This window comes from Acidocella aluminiidurans, assembly GCF_055383125.1.
In genome coordinates this window covers 2,259,390-2,272,271 of record NZ_AP031589.1, presented here as the reverse complement: position 1 = coordinate 2,272,271, position 12,882 = coordinate 2,259,390, and the positions used below count along the sequence as shown (strand labels likewise).

Genomic DNA, 12,882 nt, shown 5'->3' with positions numbered 1-12,882 from the left:
TTCGAATATCGTGAGCGATGCCAACCGTGCCGGCGCTGCGGACCCGATCCGGCGCACCTATGAGATCGAGGATCCGACCAACCTCTATCTGATCCATCCGATCTCCGCCGCCCTGGTGCCGCTTTTCGCGAAATCGGGGATCTCGCCGAACATGGTCTCGCTGCTCGGCATGGGCTGCGGGATTCTGGCGGGGGTCGCCTACCATTTCTACACCAGCACCGCCTGCGCCGTGCTCGGCTTCCTGCTGATGCTGGCCTGGCATGTGATGGATGGCGCCGATGGCCAACTGGCGCGGCTGACCAAGCGTTATTCCGAACTCGGCAAAATCCTCGACGGCATCTGCGACTATGTCACCTTCACCGCCGTCTATGTCGGGCTGGCGCTGGCGATGAGCCGGTTCATGGGCGGCTGGGCCTGGGCGCTGGTAGCCTTCTCCGGTGTCGCGCATGCGGTGCAGTCGGCCGCGTATGAGATGCAGCGACAGGATTATAATTTCTGGGGCTGGGGCCGGGCCTCGGCGGCGCTGCCGCTTCTGGATGCGAAGCCGAAAGGCATCGCTCAGCATCTGCATCATCTCTATGCCCGGGTGCAGCTCTGGGCCTCTGGCGGGGCGGCGGAATTTCACCGCGTTTTCGCCGCCATCCTGACCTCAAAGCCCCGGCAGGAGGCCGCCTTGCGCGAGGCCTATCGCGCCCGCTTCGCGCCGGTGACCCGCCGCTGGGGCGTGCTCTGCGCCAATTACCGCACGCTGGGCCTGTTCCTCGCCGCGCTGGTGAAGCTGCCGGTGCTGTATTTCGTCTTTGAGATCATCGGTTTCAGCGCCATCCTGATCGTCCTGCTGGAGGCGCAGAAGGTGCAGTACCACGCCTTCCTGGAGCAGATCGGCCAGCGGACCGGGTCAGGCGCAGCCTGAGAGCTTGACCACCCGGCGGGAAGAGGCCGGGTATTTCGCCAGCATCCGCGCCGGGCGGATCGGCCGCGCCACCAGATTGCCGCTGCAATTCGGGCAGAGCCCGCCCAGATCCTCGGCGCAGGCCGCGCAGAATGTGCATTCGAAGCTGCAGATGCGCGCGCTCGCACTCTCCGGCGGCAGATCGATATCGCAGCATTCGCAGTTCGGCCTGATGTCGAGCATGGGGGCGTCCTGTTTTCGTTATACAACCATAATGATGTATCGAAACGGATCAGGCAAGCCAGGATTGCGCGGCCGCCCAAGCCCTTGCCGCTCAGCCGCCCCGCCCCAGCCGGCTATGGCTGCGCTCCAGCAGCCAGCCGCCCACCCCTAGCAATACCAAAGATGGCGCCAGCGCCGCGATCGCCGGGTGCACCGCCAGCAACAGCCCGAGAAAGCCGGTAATCTGCTGCACCAGCAGATACACCATGCCCAGCAGCGCCCCGATGACGATCTGCCGTCCCGCCCCACCGGCCCGCTGCGGCCCGAACACGAAGGGCGCCGCGATCAGCGCCATGCCGAACAGCGAGAGCGGCACCGCCACCATGCTCCAGAAGGTCTGCTGATAGCGCAGCGCCTGTTGATGCTGCGCCTGCAATTGCCGCAGATAGGCGTAGAGCGCCAAAGGCGGCATCGTCTCCGGCGGGATCGCCAGCAATTGCAGCTGCCTTGTGGAAAGAAAGGGCTTCCAGCTCAGGCTTTGCGCCGGTGCGCTCTCCACCTGGCCATGGGTGATCACCTCATGATGCACCCCGCTCAGCGCCCAGCTGCCATCGGGCTGCGGGGTGGCGTCGTCGGCCTGCACCACATCCCGCAGCGTGCCGTCGGGCGCCAGCGTGTAGATGGAAACGCCGTGCAGCGTGTGCCCATCGGCGAAGCTCTGCACGTTCAGGAACACCCCGTTCTTCTGCGCCCAGAAGCCGCCATTCACCAGCCCGGGCAGGGCATCGCCCAAGGCCGCCGCCTGGTTGCGCTGCGCCGCCTGCTGGGCCGGCGGGATGACGAATTGCGCCAGCAGAAACAGCGCCAGGATGATCGGCACGCAGAGCTTGGCCACGGCGCCGACAATCCTGGCCTGCGACACGCCGAAGCTGCGAAACGCCGTGAGTTCTGAGGATTTCGCCAGGCTGCCCAGCCCCAGCAGGCTGGCCAGCAGCATCGAAACCGGGGCCAGCTGCAGCAGCCGGTCCGGGGCGGTGAGCGCCGTGTAGCTCAGCGCGTCGCCCAGCGTGTAATGACCCTGCCCGACCAGCCCCAGCTGTTCGACGAAGCCGAGCAGGCTGAACAGAGCCGTCAGCCCGACGATGAACAGCAGAAAGGCGCGGCCGACCACCCAGCCGACATAACGGTCAAGCTGCATCGTGGCTGGTGGCGGCGTGCCAGTTGGTGTTGGCGGGGTGGGGGTGGCGCGGCGTCTCGGCCGGCCGGTGCAGCCGCCGGCGCAGAGCCGGCCCGTACCAGATCAGCGCGATGAACAGCGCGAGCAGGCAGGGCGCCCACCACAGCCCCGGAAACGCGCCGACATCGCCATGCTGCACCCAGGTGCGGGCGATGGTGCAAAGCAGGTAATAAGCGGAATAGGCCAGAATCGCCGGGCCGAACTTGGCATAGCGGTTCTGCCGCGGCTTGCCACGGCTCAAAATCGCCCCCAGCAGCGCCAGCAGCAAGGTGGAAATGCCGGTGGAGAGCCGCCATTGCCGCTCCGCCACGTCGCCGGGGGTGGAGGAGGTGAACAGCCTCGCACTGCTCGCCGCCACCGGGCTGTAGCCGGGCTTGCCGGGCAGCGTGCCGTCCGGGTCGATATTCAGCCCTTGCGCGTCCAGCACCTGGTCATTCGCCGGGGTGCCGGGGTCGAGCTGATAGATATGCGCATCCGAGAGATGCACGCTGCGCCGCCCGTCCTCGCCCATGGTGGCAGGGGCGGCGTTGGCGGCGGTGATGATCTCCAGATGCCCGTTCTGCTCACGCGCCACGAACAGGTTCCGCGCGGCGGCGTGCGGCCCGGCGCGGTTGCCCAGAAACACCACCTGGTCGCCCTTGGGGCTGGCATAAAAGGTGCCGGCCTCCATCGCATTCACATTCAGCGTCACCGCGGCCCGCCGGGTGATCTCATGCGAGGTGGCATAGGCCCAGGGCCGGGCGAAGAGCGACAGCCCGGCCACGCCCAGCCCCAGCGCCAGCGCCAGGCGCATCACCGGGCGCAAAAGCTGGCGCGGCCCCAGCCCCAGGGCCAGCATGGCGGTGATCTCACCATCCGATTGCAGCCGCCCGAACCCGGCCACAACCGCGATGAACAGCGAAATCGGGATCAGCACTTCGAGCGAGATCAGCAGTTTCAGCCCGGTCAGCGCGGCGATGGCGCCCACCGGCAGCAGCCCGTTCACCGCATCCGAGAGGATGTTCGCCAGGCTGTAGCCGGCGAAGAGCAGCGCCAGAATCCCCAGCACCACGGCAAAAGGGCGGATGATCTCACCGGTTAAATAGCGATCCGTCTTCAAAGCGCTCGACCAACTCTCTCAAAGCAGCATGGGGCCCGGCGCGCGATGCCGCCCGAAAGGCCCGTGACAAGGCGGTGCCCGCTCTTTAATAGAGGGGCTGGTAAGAAGTATAGTTTTTCCTGCACGTTTGTCATGGACCGCCCGTGCGGCCCTGCCGTGCGGGCCATAGCACAGGAGCTGCGCGCAGCGATATGTCTGATCAGGCCAACGAGATCCGCGAAATCATTTTCGACACATTGCGCGCCGCCCTGCCGCAGGACCGCCCGCTTTCCGATAGCACCCATATCATCGAGGATCTCGGGCTCGATTCCGTCGCGGTGATGGATTTCGTCATGGAGATCGAGGACAAGCTCGACATTTCCGTGCCGCTGGACAAGATCGCCGAGGTTGAGACGCTGGGCGATCTCATCGCCACCGTGCAGCGCCTGAAACAGGCCGCCTGACCGACCATGGCCGTGCTGGATAAATACGCCGCTCTGGCGCAGCAATATGCTGGGCTGGAGGCGGCCGGTGCGAACCCGTTCAACGTGCCCTTCGAGCGCGTGCTCTCCCCCACCGCCGCCATCATCGGCGGGCGCGAGACGCTGCTGCTCGGCACCAATAATTATCTCGGCCTGACCTACGACCCGGCGGTGGTCGCGGCGGCCAACGCGGCCACCCAGGCGGCCGGCACCGGCACCACCGGCTCGCGCATCGCCAATGGCAGCTATGGCAGCCATCAGCAGCTGGAAGCCGCCCTCGCGGATTTCTATGGCCGCAAGCACGGCATGGTGTTCTCCACCGGCTATCAGGCCAATCTCGGTATTATCTCCGCCCTGGCCGGCAAGGGCGACCATCTGCTGCTGGACGCTGATTCCCACGCCTCCATCTATGACGGCTCGCGCCTCGGCTACGCCCAGGTCACACGCTTTCGCCATAACAGCCCGGACGACCTCGCCAACCGGCTGCGCCGCCTGGCCGATGAGCCGGGCGAGAAGGTGATCATCGTCGAGGGCATCTATTCGATGCTGGGCGATACCGCGCCTCTGGCCGAATTCGCCGCGGTGAAGCGCGAATATGGCGGCTGCCTGGTGGTGGACGAGGCGCATTCCCTGGGCGTGCTGGGTGCCACCGGGCGCGGCCTCGCCGAACAGGCCGGGGTTGAGGCGGATGTGGATTTCATCGTCGGCACCTTCTCCAAGAGCCTCGGCGGAGTCGGTGGCTTCGCGGTGACGGACATGCCGGGCGCGGAGATTCTGCGCGTGGTCTCGCGGCCTTATATGTTCACCGCCTCGCTGCCCCCCGGCGTCATCGCCGCCACGGAAGCGGCTTTGCACCAGCTGCGCACCCGTCCGGCGCTGCGCCAGCGCCTGAACGAGAACGCGCTGCGGCTCTATCGCGGCCTGGCGGGCTTGGGCTTTGAGCTGGGGCCGGAACCGAGCCCGGTGGTCTCCGCCATCATGCCCTCGCCGGAGGCCGCCTTCGGCTTCTGGGCGGCGCTGCTCAAGGCCGGGCTCTACACCAATGTCAGCCTGCCGCCGGCCACGCCCAAGGGCCTCGCCTTGCTGCGCTCCAGCGTCAGTGCCGCGCACAGCCCCGACCAGATCGACCAGGCCATCGCCCTGTTCGCGCAAGTCGGCCAAAGCCTGGGGCTGCTCGGCGCGCCGGCTCTGGTCAGCGCCAAATAACCATCCCCGAGGCGAGGCCGCATGCGCCAGGTTGCGATCTTCCGGCATAATCTGTTCCGCCTCTCTGAGCCTTTCATCACCCAGCAGGCGGGGCGGTTTCGCCGCTACCGCCCGCTTTATCTGGGACGGCTGCGCTATGGCGCGCCGCCCCCGGGGGCGGAGGCGATGGCGCTGGAGGATCTGGCGCCCAAGCTGCGCTTCCTGCCCGCCGCCTGGCATCTGCTCTCCGCCAGCCCGCACCCTTATCTCTACCGGCTGGAAGGCCAGCGGCCGGATCTCATCCACGCCCATTTCGGCGTCGAGGGCGTCTACGCCCTGCCGCTCGCCGCCCGGCTGCGGGTGCCGCTGGTCACCACCTTCCATGGGTTTGACGCGACGCTGAACCCGCTCGGCCTGCTCGCCAACCCGGCCTGGGCGCGCTACGCGCTGCGCCGGGGCAAGCTCGCCCGCCAGGGCAGCTTGTTCCTCGCCGCCTCGCAGTTTCTGCGCGAAAAACTTTTGGCGATGGAGTTCCCGGAGGACCGGGTGCGGGTGCATTATATCGGCGTCGACCCCTCCGCCATCGCCCCGCGTCTGGCCGCCCAGGAGGAGCCGGTCATCCTGCATGTCGCCCGGCTGGAAGAGGTGAAGGGCACGCAATTCCTCATCCGCGCCTTCGCCCGCATCGCCCCGCAGCACCCTGCCGCGCGGCTGGTACTGATCGGCGACGGCAAATTGCGCAAGAGCCTGGAAAAGCTCGCCCATGAAACCGGCTTTGCCGAGCGGATCGACTTTCTCGGCGGCATGAAGCACGCGCAGGTGCTGGGCTGGATGCGCCGCGCCGCCATGCTGGTGCTGCCCAGCATCAAAACCGAGTCCGGCCGGGAGGAGGGGCTCGGCATGGTGATGCTGGAAGCCGCCGCCTGCGGCGTGCCGGGTATCGGCTCCCGGGTCGGCGGTATCCCCGAGGGCATCGCCGAGGGCGAAACTGGCTTTCTCGTCCCCCGCAAGACCCGGAGGCGCTGGCGCTGGCGATGGCGACCCTGCTCGCCAACCCGGTGCTGCGGCTGCGCATGGGCGATGCGGCGCGCCGGCGCATCGAGCGCCAGTTCGACATCCGCCGCCAGAGCGCCGCGCTGGAAGATATCTATGACGAGCTGCTGGCCTGATGCGCCGCGTCGTCGTCGCTGCCCATCCTGACGATGAAATCCTCTGGATGAGTTCGGCTTTGCGCGAGGCCGACAAGGTCGTGCTGTGCTACGGCGCGCCCTTCGGCAAGCCAGAGAAAGCCATTGCCCGCGCCCGCGCCGTTGCCGCGCTGGGCCTGCCCAACCTTGTCAATCTCGCCATTCCCGAAAGCGGCACAAGGCTGCAGGTGGAATGGGAAGATGTGCGGATGACGCCGACCGGCATGGCGATCAACGACGCCGCCGGCCAGGCCCGCTATGATGCGAATTTCGCCACGCTGCTGGAGCGTCTGCGTCCGCTGCTGGCCGGTGTTGATGAGGTCTTCACCCATAATCCCTGGGGCGAATATGGCCACCCGGAACATATCCAGCTTTTTCGCGTGGCCGAGACGCTGCAGAAAGAGCTTGGCTTCACCGTCGTCTTTTCAAACTACGTTGCTCCGCTGAGCTGGCCGCTCGCCCGCCGCCTCGGCGCCGCGCCGCTGTTTGCGGAGAAACGCCTGGCCGTGCCGGATATGCGCCTGGCAAGGCGCCTGCGCGGCATCTATCTGCGCCACCGCGTCTGGACCTGGTCCGTCTTCCATAGCTGGCCGGCGACGGAGCTGCTTTACGCGCAACCGCCGGGCGGGCGCCAGGGCTGGCGCAGCCTGCACGGCGAAACGCTGATCGACGTGACCAAACTGCGCTGGTGGCGCCTGCCCGCGGCGGCGCGGCGGCACGTCCCCGCTTTTTAATCCCCGCCCGCCTCCATATATTACCCATCAACGTGCCGCACGGCGCATCGGGGGAGGGGCAAGACAATGACACGCTGGCGCTGGATTTTGCGGCAAATGACCCGCCGGCTCTGGCTGCGCGCCAGCCTCATCGGCGCCCTCGGCGTGCTCGCCGCCATTCTCGCCGCCGGGGCGGAGGCTTTCATCCCCTGGAAACTCCCTGGCGCCATCAGCGCGGATGCAATCGGCAATCTGCTCACCATCATCGCCTCCTCGATGCTGACGGTCGCCACCTTCTCGCTGAGCACGATGACCTCCGCCTACGGTTCCGCCTCCAGCAACGTCACCCCTCGCGCCGCGCGAATTTTGATTTCGGACACGGTGGCGCAAAACGTGCTCTCCACCTTCATCGGCTCGTTCCTGTTCAGCATCGTCGGGCTGGTGGTGCTCAATACCGGCGCCTACGGCAAGAATGGGCGGGTGGTGCTGTTCCTGGTCACCATCTTCGTCATCGTGCTGATCGTCATCGCGCTGTTGCACTGGATCGATTATCTCACCCGGCTCGGCCGCACCGCCGAGACGACGCGGCGCGTCGAAGAGGTCACGGCGCAGGCGCTCACCGCGCGGCTGAAGCAACCGTTTCTCGGCGGCCGGCGCTTTCCCGGCAGATTGCCGGAAGGCTGTGCCAGGGTGGAGGCACGCGAGATCGGCTATATCCAGTTCATCGACATGTCCGGCCTTTCGCGCTGTGCTGAAGAGTTCGACACGGAGATTTTCGTCGCCGCGCTGCCGGGCAGCTTCGTGCATATCGGCGACATCCTCGCTGCCCTCGGCCCGCTGCCGCCCGAACAGCATGAGGAGGCCTGCGCACAAATCCGCCGCGCCTACAGCATCGAGGATCTGCGCAGCTTCGACCAGGACCCGCGTTTCGGTCTCGCCGTGCTCACCGAAATTGCCCTGCGCGCCATGTCCCCGGCGGTGAATGATCCAGGCACCGCCATCGATGTTATCGGCCGCCAAGCAAGGTTGATGAGCCTGTGGGCACAAGGCCGCGCGGAAAAACCGGACGCTGAAATCACCCACCCGCGCATCCATGTCCCGCCGCTACGCAGCGCGGATCTGTTCGAGGACGCCTTCATGCTCATCGCCCGCGACGGCGCGACGATGATCGAAGTACAGCTGCGCCTGCAGAAAAACCTGTTTGCCCTGCGCCGCCTTGGCGATCCGGAATTCCAGGCCGCCGCCCTGGCGCAAAGCCGTTTGGCCCTGGGGCGCGCGCTGCCAGCGCTGCCGCTGGAGGCGGATAAGGAGAGGCTGATGGAGGCGGCGGGGTTTGGCGGGTAGATAGCCGCATTAGAATTTATTGAACGCTTTTGATGTTATGATATAATAACAAAAATGACATGGCGGTTTTAAATGTTTTGGGCAGCGGTCGAATCCATCGGTTTTGGTTTTATTGGTTCAGGTGTTTTTTTTGTAACGTCTTTACCGGTAATCTTCGGGAAAAAATACGTTGAACACATCTTTCAACAGAAAATTGCAGCGATTAATTCGACCCATCAAATGCAGATAGATAAGCTAAAATCTGATCTCGATCGATTGAAAGATCGTGGAATTAGGGCAAATGAAAAGGAATTTAACGCAACAATACTTGTTTGGAAAAAGCTAATTTCGGCGTTTGTCGAGATCAACCAATGTCTGGTGGGTTTTAGACAAATTCCAGATTTGAAGAGTTTGTCCGAGGAGGATTTGGAAGCGTTTCTTTCGAGGGAAGATTTAACTGACCGAGCCAAGGCCTCAATAAAGACTTCCCCCAATCGAAACAGTGAGTATTCAAAGCAAATGCATTGGAGAGAAATAAACTCCGCCCAAAACTCAATTTATGAGATGCGGATTTGTCTTATGGAAGAATCGATTTTTCTTAATGAGGAGGTGAGAAAACGTATAACCCAAGAAATTGACCTCTATCATCGTGCGCGTGTCGAGAAATGGATGAACTTCTCAGAGCAATCAAAAATTCAAGAGCCAGCGTCACTTGAACTTCTGACGAGCGGAATGCAAAATTTACAGGAAATCGAAAATCTATTGAGAAATAGACTCAGCAACTCGTTGTAAGCTTACTTCAAGTTTTCTCCCGCCCCCAAATTAGCCCCCCATACCCAAGCCCCGTCGCCACCAGCGCCACCGCAATCCGTACCACCGGCAACTCCCCAAACGGCAGCGCCCGCGCCGCCAGGCACAGCCCCACCATCCCCGCCACCGCCAGCCCCGGCCGTAAAAACGGTTTCGCCAGCGCCAGCGCGGAAATATCCCATTCCCGCCGCAAATACCCCACACTCCAGCTCAGCAAAAACGGATACACCGCCAGCCACGCCGCCGAGACCGCCAGCAGCCCTGCCTCGCCATGCACGAAAATTCCCGCCGTGAGAATAAACCCGCCCAGCATAGCCAAGGTTGCGAATGAAATCGTCGCCGCCTTGCCCGGCTGCCCGGTGCCTAGCAGCAGCGGTGTGATCAATTGCGAGGCGATGCGCAGCACCGCCGCAGCCGCCAGAATCTGCAAGGGCCGCGCCGCATCCGCATAGCTGTGGCCTTGAGAATCATGCAGCAGCCCCATCAGCGGCACCGCCATCAGCCCCAGCCCCGCCATGCACGGCGCCACCAGACTCGCCAGACGCTGCAGCGACCATAACAAAGCCGCCCGCAACTCCGCAGGCGCCGCCGCCACTTTCGCGAACACCGGCTGTGCGGCGCGGTTGACGATGGTGCCCACCGCCATTGCCGGCTCCATCGCCACGTCAAACGCCACCCGGTACACCGCCAGCATCGCCGGCCCGTAAAACCAGCCGACCAGCAGGAAATCGATATTCTTGAAAATCTGCTCGAAGATGTTCGCGCTGGCCGAGCGCCAGCCGAAATCCACCAGCGCCCTGATCTCGCCAAAGGCAAAATGCCAGCGCGGCACAAAGCGGTTCGCCATCAGCGCGCCCGCCAGAATGAACACGCCGGAGGCAAAATACCCGCCCACCAGCGCCCAGGCCCCGCCGCCCGCCACCGCAATGCCCAACCGCACCAGCGCCGCGCCGAAGGTCGCGCCGACATTCACCATCGCGATTTTCTCATAAGCCAGCGCGCGATTCAGCAAGGCCAGCGGAATCACCGCCGCCCCCACCAGCGGCTGCTTGGCCGCCAGCGCCAGAAAATAAAGTGGCACGCCGGAGACGCCATAAAGCCAGCCAATGGCCGGTGAGAGCGCCACCGCCGCGCTGCCCACAATCACCGCCAGCACCAGAATGAACCAGAACAGCGAGGAGAGCGCCGCCTGGCTCACGTCCTTCGCCTGCACCAGCGCATCGCCGGTGCCCAGCCCATCGAACGCCTCCACCACCATGCCCACCGCCAGCACCAGCGAGCCGATGCCAACCTGAGTCTTGGTCAAAAACACCAGCACCGCGACGATGGTGGCGAAATCCGTCACCTTGGCGACGATGGCGGCCCCGCCCAGCCAGTTGAAGCCGCGCCCGAGATGGCGCTGATGCTCGCTTTCGCTCATGCGTCCGGCGGCAAAACCGGCGCCCGGGTGCGGATGAAATGAAGCAGCCAGCGCGCCGAGCCCTGGCGCCAGCGCGCACTCTGCGCTGCTCCCCACAGCCCGGGGCGTGGCGTTGTTTCCGCCGCCCAGTCTTTCACCTGCGCGATGATCTTCTCCGCCCGCGCCGCCCAGGTATAGCCAAGACTATCCGTCGCCGCCCCGGCCGCCAGCCTGGCCGCCAGCGCGTCGTCGGTGGTCAGCGCCGAAAGCCCCGCCACCAGCGCCTCCAGATCATCCGGCTGCACCAGCAGCGCATTCTCGTCATGCTTCAGCACCTCGGCCACATCCGGCGTATTCCCCGCTAGAATCGGCCGCCCGGAGCCGAGATAGAAAAACAGTTTGAGCGGCAGCACGGTGGAGCCGAACTTCGCCAGCGGCTGGAATGAGGGCGGGATCAGCAGCACATCGGCGGCATGGATGTAGTTGCCCAGAGTCGCCTCGGTCTGCCAGGGCACGATCACCACATTCGGCACGCTCTTTGCCAGCGCCTCCACCGAGCCTTCGCCATAGGAGCCGACAAACAGGAAGGTGAGCTGCGGCAGACGCTTCGCCGCCTCGATCACCAGCTCCAGCCCCTTCTTATGATTCACCCGCCCAGTATAGATCACGGTTTTCGCCGCCGGATCGATGCCAATGCGCGCTTTCGCCTCGGCCAGAGGAACCGGCGCGGCGAAACGCTGCGGCTCGAAGCCGTTATGGATGCAGCGCAGCTTCTCCGGCGGCACGCCCAGCTCGATATATTTCTGGCGCGTATATTCGGAATGGCAGACCGAGCCGAGGAAGTTTTTATGGCTGAACAGCCGGTAGAGCCAATATTGCAGCGGCGGAATCTGGTCCGGCCAGGGGCGATAATGGTCGAACACCACGCGCTGCCCGCAGCGCAGCGCCATCCACGCCACCCAGAGATTGCGGGTATAAACCAGATCCGCGGCCCTGAAGGCGCTGCGCAGCCCGATCGTCAGCCCGCACAGAATATGCCGCCAGGCGGCCGGCTTCAGCGGCGCGAAGGCGCTGATCAGCGGCATGCCCAGCCGCGTGGTCAGCGCCGGCAGATTGTCAGGCGCCATCGGCACATGCAGCCAGGCCGCCTGCAGATGCGGGGCCAGATAGCGCGCGGTGGTGGTGAAGACTTCCGCATCCGCCTCGGCGCTGGGCAGGGGGTTTTCAAAGGCGAAGAGGATTTTCATATGGTCCCGGCGATCAGAAACAGGCCGGGAACCCGGCGCGGATACCTACCCGGTAACCCCGTGCGGGATCAATAAGCCCGCCTGTCACGCTCCGTTGCAAATTGCCGCGGACGCGCATCATCGGCAGGATTAGCTCTGTCATGAACAGCCTATGGAGACGCAGATGATCGGCCGCCGCCCCCTTCTCGCCGCCGCCGGTGCCGCCCTGGTCGCCCAAGCCGCCCTGGCCGGCCCCGCACCGGAGCGCATCCCGCTCTGGCCGGGCACGCCGCCGGGCGGGGGTGGGCCGCAAGGGCCGGAACGGGTCAGCGCCAAGGGCAGCGTGCGCGATATTCCCGCCCCTTATCTCACCCTCTACCGCCCGCAGGCGCCCAATGGCGCGGCGGTGCTGGTGGCGGGCGGCGGCGGCTACCGGCATATCGAGATGGGCATGGAGGCCGACCCGGCCGCGCTTTGGCTGAATGCGCGCGGCATCACCGCTTTTACCTTGGCCTATCGGCTGCCGGATGAGGGCTGGGCCGCCGGACCGCAGGCGCCGCTTCAGGATGCGCAACGCGCCATCCGCCTCATCCGCGCCCGTGCCAAGCGCTATGGGCTGGATGCACAAAGGCTCGGCGTGCTGGGCTTCTCCGCCGGCGGGCACTTGCTGGGGCTGGCGGCGGATTGGTCGGATTTTCACTCTTACGCGCCGGTGGACGGGGCGGATTTCCTCTCCGCCCGGCCGGATAATGCGGCCTTGGCCTATCCGATCATCACGCTGGAGCCGCCTTACCAGCACACCTCCACCGCGAAAATCCTGGTCGGCCAGGATGCCAGCCCGCAGGCGCGGGCGGAATGGTCGGTGCAGACGCATCTGCGCCCCGGCGCCCCGTCTTTCTTTCTGGTGCAGGCCAAGGACGACCCAATTTCCAACCCCGCCAACACCATCATCATGGCGCGGGCCTGCAAACAGGCCGGGGTCCCGGTGGATTTTCACCAGCTCCCCAGCGGCGGCCACGGCTTCGGCATGGGCCGCCCTGGCACCCCGACAATGGAATGGCCGTCCTGGTATGAAAACTGGCTGCGCGCCCAGCGCATGCTGGTCAGAGCATGAAAAAGGGGGCGTCC

Annotated in this window: 13 protein-coding genes; 8 read left to right on the top strand and 5 right to left on the bottom strand. The window is 65.1% G+C overall.

Annotation, left to right across the window (positions count from 1 at the left end; genetic code table 11):
• Window positions 1–10 precede the first annotated feature (10 nt).
• Window positions 11–913: a CDP-alcohol phosphatidyltransferase family protein gene (locus tag ACZ46S_RS11310; protein ID WP_464061804.1), complete on the top strand. Its 903-nt coding sequence runs from the start codon at window positions 11–13 to the stop codon at window positions 911–913.
• On the opposite strand, the gene ACZ46S_RS11305 is transcribed toward ACZ46S_RS11310, so the two are convergent.
• The 3 genes from ACZ46S_RS11305 to lptF all read right to left on the bottom strand — a co-directional run bounded on the left by ACZ46S_RS11305 (window position 899) and on the right by lptF (window position 3,450).
• Window positions 899–1,135, bottom strand: coding sequence for a DUF1272 domain-containing protein (locus ACZ46S_RS11305; RefSeq protein ID WP_295738505.1), 237 nt, complete (start codon window positions 1,133–1,135; stop codon window positions 899–901). The two genes, ACZ46S_RS11310 and ACZ46S_RS11305, sit on opposite strands and share 15 nt — an antisense overlap.
• 91 nt (window positions 1,136–1,226) lie before the next feature.
• Window positions 1,227–2,312, bottom strand: a complete 1,086-nt coding sequence (gene lptG, locus ACZ46S_RS11300) for an LPS export ABC transporter permease LptG (RefSeq protein ID WP_295738502.1) — start codon at window positions 2,310–2,312, stop codon at window positions 1,227–1,229.
• Window positions 2,302–3,450 (bottom strand): LPS export ABC transporter permease LptF, encoded by a 1,149-nt coding sequence (lptF, locus tag ACZ46S_RS11295; RefSeq protein ID WP_464061803.1) that lies wholly within the window; start codon window positions 3,448–3,450, stop codon window positions 2,302–2,304. The genes lptG and lptF overlap by 11 nt, the downstream gene beginning before the upstream one ends.
• Before the next feature lie 191 nt (window positions 3,451–3,641).
• Here lptF and ACZ46S_RS11290 point away from each other — a divergent pair, with 191 nt between their 5' ends.
• From ACZ46S_RS11290 to ACZ46S_RS11265, 6 genes are all read left to right on the top strand, one after another.
• On the top strand, window positions 3,642–3,893 hold the full coding sequence (locus ACZ46S_RS11290) for an acyl carrier protein (RefSeq protein ID WP_295738497.1): 252 nt from the start codon (window positions 3,642–3,644) through the stop codon (window positions 3,891–3,893).
• A 6-nt stretch (window positions 3,894–3,899) separates the two neighbouring features.
• Window positions 3,900–5,117 (top strand): serine palmitoyltransferase, encoded by a 1,218-nt coding sequence (spt, locus tag ACZ46S_RS11285; RefSeq protein ID WP_464061802.1) that lies wholly within the window; start codon window positions 3,900–3,902, stop codon window positions 5,115–5,117.
• Window positions 5,118–5,138: 21 nt separating this feature from the next.
• A complete protein-coding gene (locus ACZ46S_RS11280; RefSeq protein ID WP_464061801.1) occupies window positions 5,139–6,296 on the top strand; it encodes a glycosyltransferase in 1,158 nt (385 codons plus the stop codon).
• On the top strand, window positions 6,265–7,017 hold the full coding sequence (locus ACZ46S_RS11275) for a PIG-L family deacetylase (protein ID WP_464061800.1): 753 nt from the start codon (window positions 6,265–6,267) through the stop codon (window positions 7,015–7,017). Before ACZ46S_RS11280 ends, ACZ46S_RS11275 begins: the two co-directional genes overlap by 32 nt.
• A gap of 66 nt (window positions 7,018–7,083) precedes the next feature.
• Window positions 7,084–8,340 (top strand): DUF2254 domain-containing protein, encoded by a 1,257-nt coding sequence (locus tag ACZ46S_RS11270; protein ID WP_464061799.1) that lies wholly within the window; start codon window positions 7,084–7,086, stop codon window positions 8,338–8,340.
• A 72-nt stretch (window positions 8,341–8,412) separates the two neighbouring features.
• Window positions 8,413–9,111, top strand: a complete 699-nt coding sequence (locus ACZ46S_RS11265) for a hypothetical protein (RefSeq protein WP_464061798.1) — start codon at window positions 8,413–8,415, stop codon at window positions 9,109–9,111.
• Between the two features lie 7 nt (window positions 9,112–9,118).
• Here the strand turns inward: ACZ46S_RS11265 and ACZ46S_RS11260 are convergent, their stop codons facing one another.
• Together ACZ46S_RS11260 and ACZ46S_RS11255 are read right to left on the bottom strand one after the other, a co-directional pair.
• Window positions 9,119–10,549, bottom strand: a complete 1,431-nt coding sequence (locus ACZ46S_RS11260; RefSeq protein ID WP_464061797.1) for an oligosaccharide flippase family protein — start codon at window positions 10,547–10,549, stop codon at window positions 9,119–9,121.
• A complete protein-coding gene (locus ACZ46S_RS11255; RefSeq protein ID WP_464061796.1) occupies window positions 10,546–11,775 on the bottom strand; it encodes a glycosyltransferase in 1,230 nt (409 codons plus the stop codon). The genes ACZ46S_RS11260 and ACZ46S_RS11255 overlap by 4 nt, the downstream gene beginning before the upstream one ends.
• A 163-nt stretch (window positions 11,776–11,938) precedes the next feature.
• On the opposite strand from ACZ46S_RS11255, the gene ACZ46S_RS11250 reads away from it, so the two are divergent.
• A complete protein-coding gene (locus ACZ46S_RS11250) occupies window positions 11,939–12,868 on the top strand; it encodes an alpha/beta hydrolase (RefSeq protein ID WP_464061795.1) in 930 nt (309 codons plus the stop codon).
• The last annotated feature ends 14 nt before the right edge of the window (window positions 12,869–12,882 follow it).

Coding starts and splice junctions, on each gene's coding strand:
- ACZ46S_RS11270 (WP_464061799.1), top strand. CDS start 7,084: ATGACACGCTGGCGCTGGATTTTGCGGCAAATGACCCGCCGGCTCTGG.
- ACZ46S_RS11255 (WP_464061796.1), bottom strand. CDS start 11,775: ATGAAAATCCTCTTCGCCTTTGAAAACCCCCTGCCCAGCGCCGAGGCG.
- ACZ46S_RS11305 (WP_295738505.1), bottom strand. CDS start 1,135: ATGCTCGACATCAGGCCGAACTGCGAATGCTGCGATATCGATCTGCCG.
- ACZ46S_RS11290 (WP_295738497.1), top strand. CDS start 3,642: ATGTCTGATCAGGCCAACGAGATCCGCGAAATCATTTTCGACACATTG.
- ACZ46S_RS11250 (WP_464061795.1), top strand. CDS start 11,939: ATGATCGGCCGCCGCCCCCTTCTCGCCGCCGCCGGTGCCGCCCTGGTC.
- ACZ46S_RS11265 (WP_464061798.1), top strand. CDS start 8,413: ATGTTTTGGGCAGCGGTCGAATCCATCGGTTTTGGTTTTATTGGTTCA.
- ACZ46S_RS11275 (WP_464061800.1), top strand. CDS start 6,265: ATGCGCCGCGTCGTCGTCGCTGCCCATCCTGACGATGAAATCCTCTGG.
- lptG (WP_295738502.1), bottom strand. CDS start 2,312: ATGCAGCTTGACCGTTATGTCGGCTGGGTGGTCGGCCGCGCCTTTCTG.
- spt (WP_464061802.1), top strand. CDS start 3,900: ATGGCCGTGCTGGATAAATACGCCGCTCTGGCGCAGCAATATGCTGGG.
- ACZ46S_RS11260 (WP_464061797.1), bottom strand. CDS start 10,549: ATGAGCGAAAGCGAGCATCAGCGCCATCTCGGGCGCGGCTTCAACTGG.
- ACZ46S_RS11280 (WP_464061801.1), top strand. CDS start 5,139: ATGCGCCAGGTTGCGATCTTCCGGCATAATCTGTTCCGCCTCTCTGAG.